Annotated in this window: 20 protein-coding genes; 13 read left to right on the top strand and 7 right to left on the bottom strand. The window is 67.5% G+C overall.

Annotated elements, in window-relative coordinates; translation table 11 throughout:
• Positions 1–18: 18 nt before the first annotated feature.
• Positions 19–1296: a phosphoribosylamine--glycine ligase gene (gene purD / locus G6N61_RS24125; protein ID WP_163922145.1), complete on the bottom strand. Its 1278-nt coding sequence runs from the start codon at positions 1294–1296 to the stop codon at positions 19–21.
• 98 nt (positions 1297–1394) lie between these two features.
• On the opposite strand from purD, the gene G6N61_RS24120 reads away from it, so the two are divergent.
• Both G6N61_RS24120 and G6N61_RS24115 read left to right on the top strand, forming a co-directional pair.
• Positions 1395–2633 carry a cytochrome P450 gene (locus G6N61_RS24120; RefSeq protein ID WP_163922141.1) on the top strand — a complete coding sequence of 413 codons (1239 nt, stop codon included), beginning with the start codon at positions 1395–1397 and terminating at the stop codon, positions 2631–2633.
• Positions 2634–2660: 27 nt separating this feature from the next.
• Positions 2661–3269, top strand: a complete 609-nt coding sequence (locus G6N61_RS24115; protein ID WP_163922139.1) for a TetR/AcrR family transcriptional regulator — start codon at positions 2661–2663, stop codon at positions 3267–3269.
• Here the strand turns inward: G6N61_RS24115 and G6N61_RS24110 are convergent.
• Genes G6N61_RS24110 through G6N61_RS24090 form a run of 5 tightly spaced genes read right to left on the bottom strand, consistent with a single transcriptional unit; the run spans position 3256 to position 8045 of the window.
• The gene (locus G6N61_RS24110) at positions 3256–4482 is read right to left on the bottom strand and encodes a hypothetical protein (RefSeq protein WP_163922136.1); all 1227 of its coding nucleotides are present in this window, start codon (positions 4480–4482) and stop codon (positions 3256–3258) included. The two genes, G6N61_RS24115 and G6N61_RS24110, sit on opposite strands and share 14 nt — an antisense overlap.
• Entirely contained in the window at positions 4472–4924 is a 453-nt protein-coding gene (locus G6N61_RS24105) for a carboxymuconolactone decarboxylase family protein (RefSeq protein WP_163922133.1), read from the bottom strand. The genes G6N61_RS24110 and G6N61_RS24105 overlap by 11 nt, the downstream gene beginning before the upstream one ends.
• A gap of 2 nt (positions 4925–4926) precedes the next feature.
• Positions 4927–5793, bottom strand: a complete 867-nt coding sequence (locus tag G6N61_RS24100) for an NAD(P)-dependent oxidoreductase (protein ID WP_163922130.1) — start codon at positions 5791–5793, stop codon at positions 4927–4929.
• Positions 5790–6551: an SDR family oxidoreductase gene (locus G6N61_RS24095; protein WP_163922127.1), complete on the bottom strand. Its 762-nt coding sequence runs from the start codon at positions 6549–6551 to the stop codon at positions 5790–5792. Before G6N61_RS24095 ends, G6N61_RS24100 begins: the two co-directional genes overlap by 4 nt.
• A gap of 27 nt (positions 6552–6578) precedes the next feature.
• The gene (locus tag G6N61_RS24090) at positions 6579–8045 is read right to left on the bottom strand and encodes an aldehyde dehydrogenase (protein ID WP_163922125.1); all 1467 of its coding nucleotides are present in this window, start codon (positions 8043–8045) and stop codon (positions 6579–6581) included.
• Positions 8046–8240: 195 nt separating this feature from the next.
• Here G6N61_RS24090 and G6N61_RS24085 point away from each other — a divergent pair, with 195 nt between their 5' ends.
• The 11 genes from G6N61_RS24085 to G6N61_RS24035 all read left to right on the top strand — a co-directional run bounded on the left by G6N61_RS24085 (position 8241) and on the right by G6N61_RS24035 (position 17663).
• The gene (locus G6N61_RS24085; RefSeq protein ID WP_163922122.1) at positions 8241–8849 is read left to right on the top strand and encodes a TetR family transcriptional regulator; all 609 of its coding nucleotides are present in this window, start codon (positions 8241–8243) and stop codon (positions 8847–8849) included.
• Positions 8846–10060, top strand: a complete 1215-nt coding sequence (locus G6N61_RS24080) for a cytochrome P450 (RefSeq protein ID WP_163922119.1) — start codon at positions 8846–8848, stop codon at positions 10058–10060. Before G6N61_RS24085 ends, G6N61_RS24080 begins: the two co-directional genes overlap by 4 nt.
• A 14-nt stretch (positions 10061–10074) precedes the next feature.
• Positions 10075–10899 carry an SDR family oxidoreductase gene (locus G6N61_RS24075; protein WP_163922117.1) on the top strand — a complete coding sequence of 275 codons (825 nt, stop codon included), beginning with the start codon at positions 10075–10077 and terminating at the stop codon, positions 10897–10899.
• Positions 10896–12290, top strand: a complete 1395-nt coding sequence (locus G6N61_RS24070; RefSeq protein WP_163922114.1) for a lanosterol 14-alpha demethylase — start codon at positions 10896–10898, stop codon at positions 12288–12290. Before G6N61_RS24075 ends, G6N61_RS24070 begins: the two co-directional genes overlap by 4 nt.
• 1 nt (position 12291) lies before the next feature.
• Entirely contained in the window at positions 12292–12501 is a 210-nt protein-coding gene (locus G6N61_RS24065) for a ferredoxin (protein ID WP_163922111.1), read from the top strand.
• Between the two features lies 1 nt (position 12502).
• Positions 12503–13054 carry a nuclear transport factor 2 family protein gene (locus G6N61_RS24060; protein ID WP_163922109.1) on the top strand — a complete coding sequence of 184 codons (552 nt, stop codon included), beginning with the start codon at positions 12503–12505 and terminating at the stop codon, positions 13052–13054.
• Between the two features lie 97 nt (positions 13055–13151).
• Entirely contained in the window at positions 13152–14282 is a 1131-nt protein-coding gene (locus tag G6N61_RS24055; protein WP_163922106.1) for an NDMA-dependent alcohol dehydrogenase, read from the top strand.
• A gap of 4 nt (positions 14283–14286) precedes the next feature.
• Positions 14287–14736 (top strand): nuclear transport factor 2 family protein, encoded by a 450-nt coding sequence (locus G6N61_RS24050; RefSeq protein WP_163922104.1) that lies wholly within the window; start codon positions 14287–14289, stop codon positions 14734–14736.
• A gap of 8 nt (positions 14737–14744) precedes the next feature.
• Positions 14745–15575, top strand: coding sequence for an SDR family NAD(P)-dependent oxidoreductase (locus G6N61_RS24045; protein WP_163922101.1), 831 nt, complete (start codon positions 14745–14747; stop codon positions 15573–15575).
• Positions 15576–15636: 61 nt separating this feature from the next.
• Positions 15637–17235, top strand: coding sequence for an HNH endonuclease signature motif containing protein (locus G6N61_RS24040; protein WP_170314489.1), 1599 nt, complete (start codon positions 15637–15639; stop codon positions 17233–17235).
• Positions 17236–17258: 23 nt separating this feature from the next.
• A complete protein-coding gene (locus G6N61_RS24035) occupies positions 17259–17663 on the top strand; it encodes an HIT family protein (protein WP_163922098.1) in 405 nt (134 codons plus the stop codon).
• 2 nt (positions 17664–17665) lie between these two features.
• On the opposite strand, the gene G6N61_RS24030 is transcribed toward G6N61_RS24035, so the two are convergent.
• Complete coding sequence (locus tag G6N61_RS24030; protein ID WP_235887286.1) at positions 17666–19099, bottom strand: sensor histidine kinase; 1434 nt, start codon at positions 19097–19099, stop codon at positions 17666–17668.
• Between the last annotated feature and the right edge of the window lie 30 nt (positions 19100–19129).

The raw sequence follows: 19129 nt of genomic DNA, 5'->3' as shown, positions 1-19129 counted from the left end.
GCCGATGCCCCGAAAGGGCTAGGCCTGCGGCAGGCTGAGCCGGCCCTCGGCAGCGGCCAGCCCGATGTCGGTGCGAAAGTGACTGCCGGGCAGTCGGATCGAACTCATCAGCCCGTACGCGGCGTCGCGCGCGGCAGCGAGGTCGGGGCCGGTACCCACCACCGATAGCACCCGCCCACCGGAGGACACGATGCTTCCGTCGTCACGCCGGGCGGTGCCCGCGTGCAGCACCCCGTCGGCCTCGGACCCGGTGATCGCGTCGCCGAGGCGGGGCCTGCCGGGATAGTTCTCGGCGGCGAGCACCACGGCCACCGCTGCACCGTCGTGCCACCGCAGCGGCTGCTGGTCGGCGAGTCGGCCGGTGGCGGCCGCGTGCAGCAGCTGACCGAGCGGGGTCTCGAGCAACGCGAGCACGGCCTGGGTCTCCGGGTCGCCGAAGCGGCAGTTGAACTCGACCACCGACGGTCCCTGCGACGTCATCGCCAGACCGGCGTACAGCAGTCCGGAGAACGCCGAGTCGCGTGCGACGAGTTCGGCGGCGACGGGTGCGACGACGTCGCGCACGATCCGGTCGACGGTGCCCTCGGGCAGCCACGGCAGCGGCGCGTAGGCGCCCATGCCGCCGGTGTTCGGCCCGCTGTCGCCGTCGCCGACGCGCTTGAAGTCCTGTGCCGGCAGCAGTGGGACGACGGTCTCGCCGTCGACCACGCAGAACAGGCTGACTTCCGGCCCGTCCAGGAAGCTCTCGAGCAGTACCGGGTGGCCGGAGTCCAGCAGGCTGGCCGCGTGGGCACGGGCGGCTTCACGGTCGGCGGTGACCACGACGCCCTTGCCTGCCGCCAACCCGTCGTCCTTGACCACCCAGGCAGGGTCGCCGCTGGGCGGGCCGAACCGGTCGAGCGCGGTGTCGAGATGCGCTGGGTTGTCGACGATCTCGCTGCGCGCGGTCCGTACGCCCGCGGCATCCATCACGTCCTTGGCGAAGGCCTTCGAGCCCTCGATCCGCGCCGCGTCCCGAGTGGGTCCGAAGCAGGCGATGCCTGCGGCGCGCACCGCGTCGGCCACTCCGAGCACCAGGGGGACCTCGGGACCGACCACCACGAGGTCGGCGCCCACCTTGCGGACGAGACCGACCACCGCCTCACCGGAGGTGATGTCGACGTCGTACTGGTCGGCGATGATCGCGGTGCCGGCGTTGCCGGGGGCGACCGAGAGTCCCGTCACCTCGGGGTCGCGCCGCAGCGCAAGCAGCAAGGCGTGTTCGCGGGCACCAGATCCGATGACGAGGACGTGCACGGTTGACAACCCTAGACCCTCACGCCTGGGCATACACTTGACGATGCGGTGTATGGTCGACGGCAAGAGTGCCGCACGTCACACGAAGGACTTCGATCATGACGACCACGCAGAACGCCTGCCCCTTCCTGCCCCAGGGGTATGACTTCACCGACCCGGACGTCCTCCTCAAGGGCATCCCGGTGACCGAGTTCGCCGAACTGCGCAAGACCGCGCCGGTCTGGTGGAACGCCCAGAGCGAGTCGATCTTCGACGACGGCGGCTACTGGGTCATCAGCAAGCACGAGGACATCAAGTCGATCTCGAAGAACGGCGACCTGTGGTCGACCAACCGCAAGGGCGCGGTGATGCGGCTGCCGGAGGGCGTGACCAGCGAGCAACTCGACCTGACCAAGGCGCTGCTGATCAACCACGACGCACCCGAGCACACCCGCCTGCGCAAGATCGTCTCCCGGTTGTTCACCCCGCGCGCGGTGAAGGCACTCGAGGAGAAGCTCGCCGTGGCCGCCCGCGAGATCGTCGCGGCCGCCGCCGAGAAGGGCAGCGGCGACTTCGTCGGCGACGTGGCCACCAAGCTGCCGCTGCAGGCGATCGCCGACCTGATCGGCGTGCCCGAGGCGGACCGGGAGCGGCTGTTCCACTGGACCAACAGCATCATGAACACCGACGATCCGGACTTCGACTCCGATCCGACGACTGCCAACGCCGAACTGATGGGCTACGCCTACACGATGGCCGAGGAGCGGCGTCGCTGCCCGGCCGACGACATCGTCACCCGTCTGATCCAGGCCGACGTGGACGGCGAATCACTGGGCGACGTCGAGTTCGCGTTCTTCGTGATCCTGCTCGCCGTCGCGGGCAACGAGACCACCCGCAACGCGATGACCCACGGCATGAACGCGTTCTTCGACAACCCCGACCAGTGGGAGCTGTTCAAACGCGAACGACCCGAGACCGCCGTCGACGAGATCATCCGGTGGGCCACCCCGGTGCACTGCTTCCAGCGCACCGCCATGGCCGACGTCGAACTCAGCGGGGCGACGGTCCGGGCCGGTCAGCGCGTGGGCTTGTTCTACAGCTCGGCCAACTTCGACGAGGACGTGTTCGACCGCCCCTTCGAGTTCGACGTTACCCGCAACCCCAACCCGCACCTCGCGTTCGGGGGGAACGGGGCGCACTACTGCATCGGCGCCAACCTCGCCCGCATGGAGATCAAGCTGATCTTCGACGAGATCGCCGCGCAGATTCCCGACATCTCGAAACTCGCTGAGCCGCAGCGGCTGCGGTCCGGGTGGATCAACGGCGTCAAGGAGTTGCCCGTCTCCTACGGGGGCTGACCAGGGCCGCCGGGTACGATTTCGCCCGTGCGAACCCACGGCTGGTCGGGATCTGCCCCGGCAAGCGACGACGAAGCCGTCGCGCGGATCCTCGCCGCCGCGGGCAAGGCGATCGACGAGCGCGGCGCCGAGATCTCCATCGCCGACGTTGCCCGCACGCTCGGCGTCACCCGTCAGACGGTGTACCGCTACTTCCCCAGTACCGACGCGCTGCTGGTGGCCGCAGCGGTGCACGCCGCCGACGACTTCCTGGAACGGGTCGCCGACCACGTCCGCGGCATGCACGACCCCGTCGACGCGGTGACCGAGGCCGTCGCCACCGCGCTGGAGTGGCTGCCCAAGGACAAGCACATCGGGCTCCTGATCGCGCCGGGCCGACCGAACGCGCACACCGAGTCGGTGACCTCCGACGTGGCGTTGCAGTTCGCCAACTCGATGGTCCGCCGCTTCGACGTCGACTGGGCCGCACACGGTTTCACCGATGCCGAACTCGACGAGCTGGCCGAGCACCTGCTGCGGATCATCCAGTCGTTCGTGATCGACCCGGGCCGGCCGCCGCGCACCGGTCAGGCGCTGCGCGACTACCTGCGGCGGTGGGTGGCCGGGGCGATCGTGCCGCCCGCTACACCACGGTGAGCGGTAGCGACTTTCGGTCCTCGAACACCCAACTCGCGCCGCCACTGAATTTGGTGACCGCGACCTCGCCCAATTCCTTGGCGGGAGTGTCGGTCTCGACGAAGCGCACCGTCCAGTCCGACTGCGTGCCGGTCAGTTCCGCCCGCAGATGGGGGTCGACCGCCGCGGCTATCGCCTGCAACGGCTTGTCGGCGACGGGTGAGCACAGCGAGATCCACGAGCCGTCCTCGTAGGCCGGCGACTTCCGTACGTGCAGCGAATCCGCGGTGACGTCGGCCGACACGTAGGCCGCAGGGTTGAGCAGCGGATGCAACTCGAGCACCCGCAGCGCACCCTCGACCCCGCCCGGCAGCTTGAGGGCGCGATGGATGCGCTCGGCAGCGACGCCGGCGATGCCGATCAACTGCTTGTAGCGGATCGACTCCTCGAGTGCGGCATCGCTTCCGGCGCGCTTGCGCACCGCGAGGGTGAATGCCAGCACCAGCAGGTGCATCTGCAGGCACACCTCGTCGGCGATGCGCACCAGCGCCGAGTGTGAGAACGCACCGAAGTCGACGTCGGAGAGCAGCTCGCCCGAGTAGTCGGCCGCTCCCTCGTCGTCCGGATCGATCGGGTCCAGTTCGCAGGCGTGTGCGTAGCTGGCCGCGACGACGTCCATCGCCGGGATGAACGGCACTTCCGGGTACGACTCGTCGATGATGACCGTCCAGGCGCAGTGCGGCGTCCGACCGGACGGCACGCGGGGCGGCCGGTGGATCGGACGGACCTGGGCCTTCCGATTGGTCGCCAACGCCGTGGCGTCGAACGTCGGGTCCTCGATGTCGTGGCACATGCCGTGCACGTAGTCCTCGCCCATCGGTTCCACGTCGAGCAGCGCGCCGCAGTGGTCGAGGTGGAACTCCCCGTGCCACCTGTCGTGCACGGTGTAGCGGAAGTCCATGAACTGCGGCGGGGCACCGATGTCGAGCTGCAGACCCTTGAACAGGGTGAAGATGTCGACGCCCTCGTACTTGAGCGCCTTCTGCATCCGCCTGGTGTAGAGCGGACTGGACGCGGCCCACTCCTCGATGGCGATCTGCAGCATCTCGTCGCGGCCCCACGCGCTGATGCAGTGCGCCATGCCGGAGCGGTCGATCAGCTGACCGATCAGCAGCAGCTCGGGTACCAGGGTCGCCAGTTCCTCGCGCGACAGCGCGGCGTACCTACTCGTCATCGATCTTGCTTCCGGAGTGCATCTTCAACGCGGCGTTGACGTTCGCCCGCTTGTCCTCCGCCGTGCCCTCGCCGGCGGCCTTCTCGGCATCCTTCTTCCGCTTGGCCGCCACCTTGGTGACCACGCCGTCGAGCTTCGAGCCCAGCGGGAAGCCCAGGTAGTGGGTCAGGAAGATAGCCATCTCCTTGAGTTCCTCGACGGTGAGTTCCTCGTTGTGCAGCGCGGCGTTGACCTGAATCTCGGCCAGATCCGGGATGCCAAGGGCCGTCACGCACGTGAGCGTCATCATTCGCTTCTCGCGCATCGACAGCCCGGGCCTGGTCCAGATGGTGCCGAACAGATGGTCGGCCGTCAGCGCGAAGTAGTCGCCGGGCATGTCCGGCATGTCCCAGCCGTAGACCTCGTTCATCTTCTCGAGGCCCTTCTTGCGAAGCTCGTCCATCGCTACCCCTCATCCTCGTGCGCGGAAGTCGTGTGCGGCACGCCGAGTCCGGCGGCCAAGTTCCGAAGTGCGATCTCGGCCAACGGCAGGTCGACACCGGTGGCCTCGCCCAGTCCGAGCGCCAGCTTCAGGTCCTTCTCGGCCAGACCGCGGGTGTGGACGAACATGTCGTAGACGAAGTGATCAAGCCCAAGGGGTTTGGTGTCGTCACGAACCATGATCGCGCCGGGCCCACCGCTCTGGGCGTCACTGTGCCTGACCACCCGGCCAAGCTTCTGCAGATCGATGCCTGCCGCTTCGGCCAGCTTGGACGCCTCGCACGCGGCCGCGAAGCCGATGTAGGTCAGCATGTTGCGGGCGAGCTTCATCCGGGTCCCCGCACCCGGCTCTCCGGCGCGGACCACCATCGAGGCCCACTGCTTGAACACCGGTTTGACGAGCTCGTAGGCCTCGTCGTCGGCACCGACCATCACGGCGAGTTCACCCTTGTCGGCCGCACCGGCGCCACCGCTGACGGGCGCATCGACGACGTGAATACCCTTCGGCCACAACGCCTCGGCCAGCTCACCGGCGGTGCCGGGCTCGATTGTGGAGTGGATCGCGATGACCGTGCCGGGCTGCGCATGGGCCGCGAGCTGGTCGACGACGTCGCGCACCTGCTGGTCGGTGAGCACGGTGACGCTGATGACGTCGGCCTTGGCGACGTCGGCGACGCTGTCGGCCAGGGAGGCACCCAGCTCGGCCAGCGGTGTCATGGCCTCGGTGCGCACGTCGAACACCGTCAGTCCGCCAGGCCATCCGACGAGGCGCTTGGCCATCGGCGCCCCCTGGTTCCCCAGGCCGATGTACCCCAGCCGAAGCTCACTCATCTGATGATCTGTCCGCCGTCGACGTTGAAGATCTGACCGGTGACCCACTTGGCCTGGTCCGACAGCAGGAACAGGCACATGCCGGTCAGGTCGTCGACCTCGCCCATGCGCGACAGGGGAATTCCCTTCACGATGTCGGCGACCATCTCCTGCGGCGTGGTGGTCCGGTTGGCCTCGGTGTCGATGGGCCCGGGCGCGATCGCGTTCACCCGAATGTTCTGTCCCCCCAGCTCGGTGGCGAGCTGCTGGGTCAGACCGTTGACGCCGACCTTGGCCAGCCCGTAGAAGTTCGAGTACAGCCACGCCGCCGTGGACGACTGGTTGACGATCGCCCCGCCGCCGCGCTTGGCCATCTTGCGGTACACCGCACGCGTGCACACCAGCGCGCCGTCCATGTTCACGCTCATGAACTTCTTGTAGTAGTCCCAGTCGACGGTGATCAGGAAGTCGAGCTTCATCCCGCCGAAGATCGCCGCGTTGTTCACCAGGTAGTCGATGCCGCCGAACTCCGAAAGCGTCTGTGCGGCCATCTCCTTGGCGGAGTCGGGATCGCTCACGTCGACGCGCACCGCGAGCGCGTTGCCGCCCTCGCCCTTGATGCCGTCGACGACCTTCTGCGCACCCTCGGTGTTGATGTCGGCTACGACGACCGCGGCGCCCTCACGCGCCAGCGCCTCGGCGTACGCCTGCCCGATGCCGCCGCCGGCACCGGTGACGATCGCGACCTTCTCCTTGAACTGATCTCCGTACAGACCCACGTGTGTTCCCTTCGTAGCCATGGGTGGTCAGGCCAGCGTGGCGATCGCCTTGGTCTCGAGGTACTCCTCGAAACCTGCCAGACCCATTTCCCGGCCGATGCCGGATTGCTTGTAGCCGCCGAATGGCATGTCCGCCGAGTACCAGACGCCGCCGTTCACGTTGACCGTGCCGACGCGCAATCGATCCGCGATGCCCTGTGCGCGTGCGTCGTCACCGGAGAACACCGTGCCGGACAGTCCGTAGGGCGAGTCGTTGGCGATACGCACCGCATCGTCGTCGCCGTCGTGGGCGATGACCGTCAGCACCGGGCCGAAGATCTCCTCGCGTGCCACCTTCGCGTCGTTGTCGAGTCCTGCGATGACGGTCGGCTCGATGAAGAAGCCCTTGTCGCGGTCGGCCGGACTGCCTCCGCCACAGGCGAAACGACCACCTTCGGCGATCGCCGAGTCGAGGTAACCCTGGATGCGATCGCGCTGCAGCGCCGAGATGACCGGTCCGCAGATCGTCCCGGGATTGGTCGGGTCGCCGGGCTTCAGGCCCGCCATCGTGCCCGCGGCCGCCTCGACTGCCTCGTCGTACTTGGCGCGGGGCACCACCAGCCGGGTCGTGATCGCACAACCCTGGCCCGCGTGCATCGACGCGGTGAAGGCGGCCATCGAGCAGGCACCGCCGAGGTCGGCGTCGTCGAGCACAAGGAACGCGGACTTGCCGCCGAGTTCGAGGAAGACCTTCTTCAGCGTGGCGGCGCCATCGGCCATCACGGCCCGGCCGGTGTTGGTCGACCCGGTGAAGGACACCATGTCGACCCGCGGGTCACGGGACAGCAGCGCACCGACGCCATGGTCGCTGGAGGTGACGATGTTGACGACGCCCGCCGGGATGTCGGTGTGCTCGACGATCAGCTCACCGAGAACGGCTGCCGCCCATGGGGTATCCGGCGCCGGCTTGAGCACGATCGTGTTGCCCGCAGCCAGCGCGGGCCCCAGCTTGGCGAGGTTGATCTGGTGCGGGAAATTCCACGGCGTGATCGCCCCGACGACGCCGATCGCCTCGCGGGCGATGGTGCGCCTGGTCTTCATGCCCATGGGCGAGGCGATGCCGAGGTCCGTGCGCCACTGGTAGGACTCCGCGGTGTCGGCGCAGAAGCTGAGGTCGGAGATCGGACCCTCGAGTTGCGCAGCCGACGTGAGCATCCGGGGCGCGCCGACCTCGGAGATCGTGAGCTCCCGCAACTCTTCTGCGTGGTCGCGCATCGCCTGCTGGAGCTGGCGGATGCCCCGCACCCGCAGTTCGACGTTCGTCGACCAGTCGGTCTCGTCGAACGCGCGTCGCGCGGCGCCGATCGCCTGGTCCATGTCGTCGGGAGTCGCATCGGCGGCGACGCCGAGGACCTCCTCGGTCGCGGGGTTCACCGTCGCGAAGGTGCCACCGCTGCCCGCGACGAGCTTCCCGTCGATGAGCAGCCGACTCTCGCGATCGCCCAGTAGCGGCATCCGAACTCCATTCATCGAGCCGAGCAATTCTGGACAACTGTCCGGCGGTATCGAAACGAACCATAGCCCGCGGTCGGATCGAGCCGCAAGAGTCGATTCACTCGTGTCGGGCGATGTGTACCGAAATCAGCCGATGCGCAGCGTCTTTGCCGAATGCGCTTGCCTTGGCGCACACCGGTCGGATAACTTGGACATGTGTCCAGCGATGCAGTGGTGGCTATCACAGGTCAGGCCGATGCCGACCCAGGTGAGAGGCCGCGGAACCGTCGGCAGGAGGAGACGTTCCGCAAGGTGCTCACCGCGGGCGTCGAGATGCTGCGCGAATCCTCTTACGCCGACTTGACCGTGCGCGCCGTCGCGGCGAGGGCGAAGGTCGCGCCGGCTACTGCGTACACCTACTTCTCGTCGAAGAATCACCTCATCGCCGAGGTCTACCTCGATCTGATGAAGCAGGTGCCGTACTTCACCGACGTCAACGAGCCCATGCCCCAGCGCGTCGAACAGGCACTGCGCGCGATGGCGCTGACGGTGTCCGACGAGCCCGAGGTGGCCGCCGCCTGTACGACGGCCCTGCTGACCGGAACCGATCCGACGGTGCGCAAGGTCCGCGACCGCATCGGCGCCGAGATTCACCGCCGCATCCGCTCGGCCGTCGGTCCCGACGCCGACCCCCGGGTGGTGTCGGCACTGGAGATGACGTTCTTCGGGGCGCTGGTCAACGCGGGCAGCGGCGCCTTCACCTACCACCAGATCGCCGACCGCCTCAGTTACGTGGTCGCACTCATCCTGGGAGAAGATCGATGACCACCGCCGGTACCTGGGAAGTCCTGCTGGACCCCTACGACTACGACTTCCACGAAGACCCGTACCCGTACTACCAACGGCTTCGCGACGAGGCACCGCTGTACCGCAACGAAGAACTCGGGTTCTGGGCGCTGTCGCGGCATTCCGACGTGCTCGCGGGTTTCCGCAACAGCACGACGCTGTCGAACAAGTTCGGCGTCTCACTCGACCCGGCGTCACGCGGCCCGCACGCCAGCAAGACCATGTCGTTCCTGGCCATGGACGACCCGTCGCACCTGCGGCTGCGCACGCTGGTGTCGAAGGGGTTCACGCCGCGCCGCATCCGTGAACTCGAACCGCGGGTCACCGAGATCGCCACCCAGCACCTCGACGTGCTGATGGAGAAGGGAACGGACGGCACGGTCGACTACGTCGGAGACTTCGCGGGCAAGTTGCCCATGGACGTGATCTCCGAGTTGATGGGCGTACCGGTGCCCGACCGCGACCAGGTGCGCGCCTGGGCCGACGGTGTGATGCACCGCGAGGACGGCGTCACCGACGTACCGGCCGAGGCGATCGAGGCGTCGCTCAACTTGATCGTCTACTACCAGGAGATGGTCGCCGAACGTCGCAAGAAGCCGACCGACGATCTGACGACCGCACTGCTCGAGGCCGAGATCGACGGCGACCGGCTCACCGACGACGAAGTGCTCGGCTTCATGTTCCTGATGGTGATCGCCGGCAACGAGACCACCACGAAACTGCTTGCCAATGCTGCATTCTGGGGTCACCGAAATCCGGATCAGCTGTCGCCGCTGTACGACGACCTCGATCGGATCCCGCTCTGGGTGGAGGAGACGCTGCGCTACGACACGTCGAGCCAGATCTTGGCCCGCACGGTGGCCGGCGAGCTGACGCTGTACGACACCACGATTCCGGATGGCGACGTGCTGCTCCTGCTGCCAGGGTCCGCACACCGCGACGAGCGGGTCTTCGAGGATCCCGACGACTACGTCATTGGTCGCGAGATCGGCTCGAAACTCATGAGTTTCGGCAGCGGGGCGCACTTCTGCCTCGGCGCACACCTGGCCCGCATGGAGGCCCGCGTGGCTCTCGCCGAGTGGTTCAAGCGGATCCGCGGCTACGACGTGGACGAGGCCAACTCGGTGCGCGTGCACTCGAGCAACGTCCGTGGGTTCGCCCATCTGCCCATCTCGATCCAAGCCCGCTGAAGGGACCATCGGCAATGCCCCGTTTCGCACCACTGCCCGAGCGCCGACCCGCCATCGTCGCCGGAGCGTCCGCCGGCATCGGTGAGGCGACCGCCATCGAACTCGCATCGCGCGGCTTCCCGGTCGCGCTCGGAGCGCGCCGCGTCGAGAAGCTCGAGGGCATCGTCGGCAAGATCAACGCCGAGGGCGGCGAGGCCGTCGGCTTCCACCTCGACGTCACCGACCCCAGCTCGGTGAAGTCGTTCGTCGCCCAAGCCGAGGACACGCTGGGTGAGATCGAGGTGATGGTCGCCGGCGCAGGCGACACCTACTTCGGCAAGCTCGCCGACATCAGCACCGACGAATTCGACTCGCAGCTGCAGATCCACCTCGTCGGCGCCAACCGCCTCGCCACCGCCGTGCTGCCCGGCATGCTCGAGCGACAGCGCGGCGACCTCATCTTCGTGGGATCCGAAGTCGCACTGCGTCAACGACCCCACATGGGCGCCTACGGTGCCGCAAAGGCAGCGCTGGTCGCCATGGTCAACAACCTGCAGATGGAACTCGAGGGCACCGGTGTGCGGGCGTCGATCGTGCATCCCGGGCCGACCAAGACGTCGATGGGCTGGAGCCTGCCCGCTGACCTGATCGGACCGGCACTGGAGGACTGGGCCAAGTGGGGCCAGGCCCGCCACGACTACTTCCTGCGCGCAAGCGATCTCGCACGCGCCATTACGTTCGTCGCGGAGACACCCCGCGGCGGTTACATCGCCAACATGGAGCTGCAGCCGGAGGCGCCGCTGACGAGCGCGCCCAAGGAGCGTCAGCAGCTCAAGCTAGACGAGGAGAAGCTCTCTTGACCATTACTAAAGAGGTGCAGCGGGTTTCCGGCGGCGAGGACGAGTACGGACACCTCGAGGAGTTCCGTACCGACCCCATCGGCCTGATGAACCGCGTCCGCGAGGAGTGCGGAGACGTCGGCTGGTTTCAGCTGGTCGACAAGCAGGTCGTGATGCTGTCCGGGTCGGAGGCGAACGAGTTCTTCTTCCGCTCCAGCGATGCCGAACTCAACCAGGCCGAGGCCTACCCGTTCATGACACCGATCTTCGGTGAGGGCGTCGTGTTCGATGCCGACCCCGAGCGCCGGGCGGAGATGCTGCACAACACGGCGCTGCGCGGTGAACAGATGAAGGGCCACGCGGCCACCATCGAGAACGAGGTCAAGAAGATCATCGCCGGATGGGGCGACGAGGGCGAGATCGAGCTGCTCGACTTCTTCTCCGAGCTGACCATCTACACCTCGACGGCATGCCTGATCGGGCTGAAGTTCCGCGAGCAGCTCGACAGTCGCTTCGCCCACTACTACCACCAACTGGAACGCGGGACCGACCCGCTCTGCTACGTCGACCCCTATCTCGACATCGAGAGCTTCCGCATCCGCGACGAGTCACGCGTGAAACTCGTCAACCTGGTGCAGGAGATCATGGACGGCCGCATCGCGAATCCGCCCAAGGGCAAGGAGGATCGCGACCTGCTCGACGTGCTGGTGTCGATCAAGGACGAGGAGGGGAACTCACGCTTCACGGCCAACGAGGTCACCGGCATGTTCATCTCGCTGATGTTCGCCGGTCACCACACCAGCTCGGGGACGTCGTCATGGACGTTGATCGAGCTGTTGCGCAACCCCGACGTCTACGCCCAGGTTCAGCAGGAACTCGACGAGCTGTACTCCGACGGCCAGGAGGTGAGTTTCCATGCGCTGCGGCAGATCCCGAAGCTCGACAACTCGCTCAAGGAGACGCTGCGCCTGCACCCGCCGCTGATCATCCTGATGCGGGTCGCGCAGGACGAGTTCGAGGTGGCGGGCCATCCCATTCACAAGGGTCAGATGGTGGCCGCGTCACCGGCGATCTCGAACCGGATCGCCGAGGACTTCCCGAATCCCGATGCCTTCGAACCGGACCGCTACCTCAAGCCGCGGCAGGAGGATCTGGCCAACCGTTGGACGTGGATTCCCTTCGGCGCGGGAAAGCACCGCTGTGTCGGCGCGGCGTTCGCGCAGATGCAGATCAAGGCCATCTTCTCGGTGCTGTTGCGCGAGTACGAGTTCGAGATGTCCCAGCCCGCCGAGAGCTACCGCAACGATCACTCCAAGATGGTCGTCCAGCTGGAACAACCCGCAAAGGTGCGGTACCGCAAGCGGGCTCCCGGCGGGCAGGAGCGCAGCGACTCGGGGATTGCCGAGGTCTGAGATGGGTTGCTACCGCGTGGTACTCGACGAGGACCTGTGCCAGGGCCACGCGATGTGCGAACTCGAGGCACCGGACGTGTTCGCCGTGCCCAAGCGCGGCGTCGTCGAGATCCTCGACGCAGAGCCACCCGACGACATCCGCGAGGACGTCCAGCGGGCAATCGAGATGTGTCCCACCCAAGCACTTTCCATCGAAGAGAAGGAAGATTGACGTGTCTGATTCAAAGGCGAATCGCGCCCAGCTCGACGACTGGGTCGAGCGCTGGCTGAAGGCCAACAAGGACTCCGAGGCCGCAGGCGACTGGACGAACCTCGCCGACTTCTACACCGAGGACGCAACCTACGGCTGGAACATCGGCCCCAAGGAAGACGTCATGTGCGTGGGCCGCGACGAAATCCGCGACGTCGCGCTCGGCCTGGAGATGCAGGGCCTGGAGAACTGGGTCTACGAGTACCAGAAGGTGCTCGTCGACGAGAAGCAGAACGAGATCGTCGGCTTCTGGAAGCAGATCGTGAAGAAGGGCGACGGCAGCCAGGACGAGATCTACGGCATCGGCGGCAGTTGGTTCCGGCTGAATGACGACCTGCTGATCGAGTGGCAGCGCGACTTCTTCGACTTCGGTCACGTGGCCTACATGTTCGGCAAGCTCATCAGCTCTGGCGACCTGACGCCGACCATGCAGAAGCGCATCGAACGCAGCGTCGCCGGAGAGAAGCTCCCCGGCTACTACCCGTTGGGCGAGGCGCCGGTTCCGATCTGGTAGGGCTAGCGCCCAACCACCTAGTTGGTCATGATGTGACTTAGGTAACTTAGTCTGAATACGGACGCCTACGTAACTCCTCGTGGAAAGCAGGATCTTGATGAAGACAAAGGGTGCGCTCATTCGCGAGTTCAACCAGCCGTGGTCGATCGAGGAGATCGAGATCGGCGACCCCGTCCACGACGAGGTCAAGATCCAGATGGAAGCGTCTGGCATGTGCCACTCGGACCACCACCTGGTCACCGGCGGCATCCCCATGATGGGCTTCCCGGTGCTGGGCGGCCACGAGGGCGCCGGTGTCGTCACCGAGGTGGGCCCTGGCGTCACCGAGGTCGCGCCGGGCGATCACGTGGTGCTGTCGTTCATCCCGTCGTGTGGCAACTGCCCGTCGTGTCAGGCCGGCATGCGCAACCTCTGCGACCTGGGCGCGGGCCTGCTGGGCGGGCTCGCCGTCGCCGACAACACCCACCGGATCCACGCCGCCAACGGCGATCCCGTGTTCCCGATGACGCTGCTCGGCACCTTCAGCCCGTACATGGTGGTGCACAAGAGTTCCGTGGTGAAGATCGACCCGTCCATCCCGTTCGAGGTGGCCTGCCTGGTCGGCTGCGGCGTGACCACCGGCTACGGCTCTGCCGTCAAGGCCGGCGACATCCGTCCCGGTGACGACGTCGCCATCATCGGCGTCGGCGGCGTCGGCATGTCCGCGCTGCAGGGCGCAGTGAACGCCGGCGCCCGCAACCTGTTCGTCGTCGAGCCCGTGGAGTGGAAGCGCGATGCCGCGCTGAAGTTCGGCGCGACGCACGCCTACCCCGACATGGAGTCCGCGTTCGCTGGCGTCGCCGAGGTCACGCAGGGCCTCATGGCCAAGCAGGTCATCGTCACCGTCGGCGAGCTGCACGGCAAGGACGTCGACAACTACGTGAACCTGACCTCCAAGGGCGGCACGACCGTGCTGACGGCCATCGGCAGCATGATGGACACCGAGGTGTCGCTGAACCTGGCGATGCTGACGCTGATGCAGAAGCGGCTGCAGGGCACCATCTTCGGTGGCGGCAACCCGCACTTCGACATCCCGCAGCTGCTGTCGATGTACAAGGCGGGCAGGCTGAACCTGGACGACATGGTCACGCGGCAGTACAAGCTGGAGCAGATCAACGAGGGCTACACCGACATGCTCGAGGGTCGCAACATCCGCGGCGTCATCCGCTACACCGACGCCGACCGGTAGCTCCGTGTCCGAGTCCACTCAGACCGACACGGGGACGGTAACGGAGACACCCGTCGTCGCGGCGTCGCAGGCGTCCTGGCGGTGTGTGCAGTCCGGCGACCGCGAGGGCTGGTTGGCCCTGATGTCCGACGACATCGTGATCGAGGATCCGATCGGCGAGGCCGTCACGAACCCCGACGGCAACGGGGTGCGTGGCAAGGAAGCGGTGGCCGCGTTCTACGACGCAAACATCGGGCCCAACCAGCTGACCGTGACCCGCGAGGCGTCGTTCCCGTCGAGTTCACCGAACGAGATCGCGTACATCCTGGTGTTGCACACCGTGTTCCCGAACGGTTTCACCGCGACGGTGCGCGGCGTGTTCACCTACACGGTCGACGACGGTGGTCGGATCACCAACCTGCGCGGGTACTGGAACATGGACGCCATGACGTTCGGCCAGCAGGACGCCACCTGACCGGCGCCGTGGTCGTCGGCGGGTCCCGCGGTGTGGGCCTGGCCGTCGCGGAACTGCTTGCTGCTCAAGGGTTCGGCGTCGTCATCAACGGTCGCGACGGTACCGCGGTCACCGAGGCCGTCGAGCGAGTCGGCGCCGGCGCAGTCGGCTTCCCGGGGTCCCCGTCGGACCCCGCGGTCGCCGATGCGCTCATTCGAAGGTGCGTCGACGAGTTCGGTGGCATCGGCGCATTGGTGAACTGTGCGGGCACCGCGGAACCGGCCGGGTCCTCGATCCTCAACGTGACGTCGGCGCAGTTCCGAAACCTGCTCGACGCACATCTCGGCACCGCGTTCGAGACGTGCCGCGCCGCCGCACCGCGGATGGTCGCCCAGGGCGGCGGAGCGATCGTCAACACCAGCTCGTTCGCATTCCTCGGTGACTACGGCGGTACCGGTTACCCCGCGGGCAAGGGCGGGGTCAACGGACTGACTCTCGCCATCGCCGCCGAACTGCGGGAGTACGGCGTCCGCGCGAACGTGGTGTGCCCGGGCGCCAGGACGCGGCTGTCCACCGGCCCGGAGTACGAGAGCCACATCAAAGACCTCAACCGGCGCGGGCTTCTCGACGAGGTCAGCAAGCAGGGCGCCCTGGACGCCGCACCCCCGGCGTACGTCGCGCCGACCTACGCCTACCTGGTCAGCGAACGGGCCAAGGACGTCACCGGCCAGATCTTCATTGCGGCAGGCGGATTCGTCGGCCGGTTCGACCGACCCTCCCCCAGCCTGCTCGCCTACCGGGACCACCACGAATCCCCGCCGTGGTCGGTGGACGAGTTGGACGGGATCATGCGGGGCTAGGCACGTCCGCAGAACCTCGAAGATCATTGCGGGCAGAGGTTTCGGGCGTATAATCGAACATGTGTTCGACACGCTCGCACCGGACGACCTGCTGACCGAGGTCGAGCAGTGCCGGCGTGAGGAGTCCGCCGCCATTGCGCGGCGAATGACGGCAGTCGCACGGCTACTGTGGCACCGCACGGCCGAGGCCGAGGGTGTTGACGACGACGATCCCAGCTACGCCCTGATAACGGGTTTCGCGCGCACGTGCGCCGAGATCGGTGCCGCGTTGAACGCGTCGCCGCAAGCGGCCTCCGTCATCGTGGCCCAAGCCGAGGCGTTGGACACCCGGTTGCCCGAAGTCGCGGGCCTGCTGGCCGACGGTCGCATCGACTGGCCTACGACCGAGGCGATCATCAAGCGAACCGAACTCGTCGACTCCGACCTGATGCCCCAGATCGACCAGCGGATGTCCAACAAGGTCTCCACATGGCAATCCTGGTCGCGGCGCAGGGTCATCAACGCCACCGACGCGGCGATCAAGGCCATCGACGCCGACGCCGTCAAGAAGCGCCGACTGTCCGCCGACACCGAACGCCGCGTCACCGTCACGGCCCAACCGAACGGCATGGCTTCGGTTCGGATCTCCATGCCCGCGCCCGCCGCCACGATGTTCGACAAGCGTCTGACCGAGATGGCGAACACGGTGTGCGCCAACGATCCTCGAACTCTGCAGCAGCGCAGGGTCGACGCCATCGACGCCCTCGGCGCCCGCCGGGACCTCGGGTGCGCCTGCGGCCGCTCGGACTGCACGGCCCGTCCCGTCCCGGCTGAACCGAGTGGTGCGGCGCGCTTCGTCATCAACGTCATCGCGACCGACGCCACCGTGACCGGCCGCAGTGAGGAGTCGGGCTACCTCGAGGGCTACGGCGTCATTGACGCCGAACAGGTGCGCCAACTCGCCGACCAGGCGCTCCTGCGGCCGCTTCGTCCACCCACCACGGCGGACGTCGCCTCGTCGCTGCGATATCAGCCGTCCGCGGCGATCGAACGGTGGATCCGCTGCCGCGACATCACCTGCCGTTTCCCGGGATGCGGCCGTGCGGCTTGGCGGGCCGACGTCGACCACACCACACCCTTCGACCACCGCAATCCCGAAGGCGGCGGGCGCACGGTGCCCACGAATCTGGCGTGTTACTGCCGCCAACACCACCGCCTCAAGACCTTCCATGGTGGGCCGGACGGGTGGCGCGACGAACAGCGTCCCGACGGCACCATCGTGTGGACCTCACCCACGGGGCGGGTGTACCGCAGCACGCCCGACGGCGCCGACCTGTTCGACGACATCGCCGATGCCTGCGGCATGCCCAAGCCGCGCTGGCGCAACCGGCGGCGTGAGAGGGCGACGCGCACCGCCGCCGCTCGGCGGGCCATGGCGGCCAAGCGTGCCGCCAACGACGAGACCCGACGGCTCAACCGAGCCCGGCGCGACGAAATCGACATTCGCAAGTGGCGCAACGACATGCGCCGGAAGCTCCTCGTCTTCAAGGGCGGTGCTCCGAGCGTCAGCCCGTGGTGCACGTGGGCCAACGATCCCCGCGAAGACGAACACATCACCGCAGAGTGGAGGCCTCCACCTCCACCGCCGACGACGCCCGCCGGGGACGAGCCACCGTTCTGAGCCCGTTCTGGCATGCTCGGGCCATGGCTTCCATCTTCACGAAGATCATCAACGGCGAGCTGCCCGGACGGTTCGTCTACGAGGACGACGACGTGGTCGCGTTCCTGACGATCGAGCCGATGACGCCGGGTCACACCCTCGTGGTGCCGCGTGCGGAACTCGACAACTGGCAGGACATCGAGTCGAACGACTTCAACGCCGTCATGGCCGTCGCCCAGCGGATCGGCAAGGCCGTGTGCAAGGCGTTCGGCGCCGAACGATCGGGCCTGATCATCGCCGGTCTCGAGGTGCCGCACCTGCACGTACACGTGTTCCCGGCCCGCGACCTGTCGGACTTCGGGTTCCAGAACGTCGATCGCAACCCGTCGCCCGAGTCGCTCGACGAGGCGCAGGCGAAGATCAAAGCCGCACTCGCCGAACAGGACTGACGTCAGGCGACCGGCACCGCCACGTCGGCGATGCGGGGCAGACACACGCGGAACCGGCAGCCGCGTCCCGGCGCCGTGGTCACGCTGACCGTGCCGCCGTGCGCGTGGACCAGCGAGTCCACGATCGACAGCCCCAGCCCCGTGCCACCACTGGCACGCGCGCGTGACGAGTCGGTGCGGTAGAACCGCTCGAACACCCGCTGCGCATCGTCGAGGCTCATGCCCGGCCCTTCGTCGCAGACCTCGAGCACCGCGTTGTCCCCGTCGGTCCCCACCCGCACGGCGACCTTCGCGTCTTCCGGCGTGTGCTGCAGCGCGTTGGCCACGAGGTTGCCCAGCACCTGGCGGAGTCGAGCGTCGTCGCCGAGCACCTCGGGCGTACCGGGGCCGTCGAACACCTCCATCGTCACGACCCGCTTCGGGGCCACCGACCGTGCGTCGTGCACGGCGTCGCTCGCGAGGGCCAAGAGATCGACGCGGTTGTGTTCGAGTGGCCGCTGAGCGTCCAGTCGGGCCAGCAGCAGCAGGTCTTCGACCAGCAGGCCCATCCGCTGGGCCTCGCTCTCGATGCGGTTCATCAGCATCTCCATGTCGCGTGCTGCGCCCTGGCGGTACAACTCCGCGAAGCCACGGATGGTGGTGAGCGGCGTCCGCAGCTCGTGGCTGGCGTCGGTGATGAAGCGCCGCATCCGTTCTTCGGAGCTGCGGGCCTGCGCCGCCGACGACTCGGACGACGCGACCGCCCGCTGGATCTGGGCCAGCATCCCGTTGAGCGCCAACGACAGTCGGCCCACTTCGGTGCGGGGGTCACGCTGCGGGACGCGTCGGTCGAGTTCGCCTGCCGCGATCGCCGCGGCCGTCCGTTCCACCTCGACCAACGGACGCAGGCTGCGGTGCACCACCGCGTACCCCACGATGCCGAGCACGAGCAGGACCGCAGTACCGATGCCGACCTGGGACCACGTCAGCGCGCGCACCGTCGACTGCACCTCGGACAGGTCGATCGCCACGGTGGTCAGCTCCCCGCGCGGGCCACGCACGGTCATCGCGCGCCACTCCACGCCGGAGTGATTGACCGAACCGATCGTCACCGGAACGGGGCCGACGTCATTGCCTTCGGGCAACTGCGGTTCGGCCTCGCGGTCGTTGACCGCCATCCACACCCGGCCGTCGGGATCGATGCCGCGGACGTAGAAGTCCGTCGGCGGCCGGCCCGGATTCGGACCCTCGATCGGGGTCGTCGGCACGCGCCGCGGCGCCTGCGCCCAACCTCGGGAGGCGTCCAGCAGCGACTGATCGACGCGGTTGATCAGGCTGTGCCGCATGATCGACGTGACGGCGACGCCGGAGGCGAGCAGGCCGCACGCGACGAGGACGAGCGTCGCAGCCACCAGTCCCACCCGCAGGGGCACGCCTGCGCCGCCCAGTCTCGACACGTCTCTATCGTGCGCTCGCGGGCGTCATGC

This window comes from Mycolicibacterium arabiense (assembly GCF_010731815.2).
GTDB classification, from domain to species: domain Bacteria; phylum Actinomycetota; class Actinomycetes; order Mycobacteriales; family Mycobacteriaceae; genus Mycobacterium; species Mycobacterium arabiense.
The sequence above is the reverse complement of the archived record's forward strand: the minus strand, read 5'-3'. Positions and strand labels throughout refer to the sequence as shown.

Excerpts from the sequence above, each read along its gene's own strand:
- G6N61_RS24120 (WP_163922141.1), top strand. The coding sequence starts at position 1,395 with ATGACGACCACGCAGAACGCCTGCCCCTTCCTGCCCCAGGGGTATGAC.
- G6N61_RS24110 (WP_163922136.1), bottom strand. The coding sequence starts at position 4,482 with ATGACGAGTAGGTACGCCGCGCTGTCGCGCGAGGAACTGGCGACCCTG.
- G6N61_RS24105 (WP_163922133.1), bottom strand. The coding sequence starts at position 4,924 with ATGGACGAGCTTCGCAAGAAGGGCCTCGAGAAGATGAACGAGGTCTAC.
- G6N61_RS24100 (WP_163922130.1), bottom strand. The coding sequence starts at position 5,793 with ATGAGTGAGCTTCGGCTGGGGTACATCGGCCTGGGGAACCAGGGGGCG.
- G6N61_RS24090 (WP_163922125.1), bottom strand. The coding sequence starts at position 8,045 with ATGCCGCTACTGGGCGATCGCGAGAGTCGGCTGCTCATCGACGGGAAG.
- G6N61_RS24080 (WP_163922119.1), top strand. The coding sequence starts at position 8,846 with ATGACCACCGCCGGTACCTGGGAAGTCCTGCTGGACCCCTACGACTAC.
- G6N61_RS24075 (WP_163922117.1), top strand. The coding sequence starts at position 10,075 with ATGCCCCGTTTCGCACCACTGCCCGAGCGCCGACCCGCCATCGTCGCC.
- G6N61_RS24065 (WP_163922111.1), top strand. The coding sequence starts at position 12,292 with ATGGGTTGCTACCGCGTGGTACTCGACGAGGACCTGTGCCAGGGCCAC.
- G6N61_RS24055 (WP_163922106.1), top strand. The coding sequence starts at position 13,152 with ATGAAGACAAAGGGTGCGCTCATTCGCGAGTTCAACCAGCCGTGGTCG.
- G6N61_RS24035 (WP_163922098.1), top strand. The coding sequence starts at position 17,259 with ATGGCTTCCATCTTCACGAAGATCATCAACGGCGAGCTGCCCGGACGG.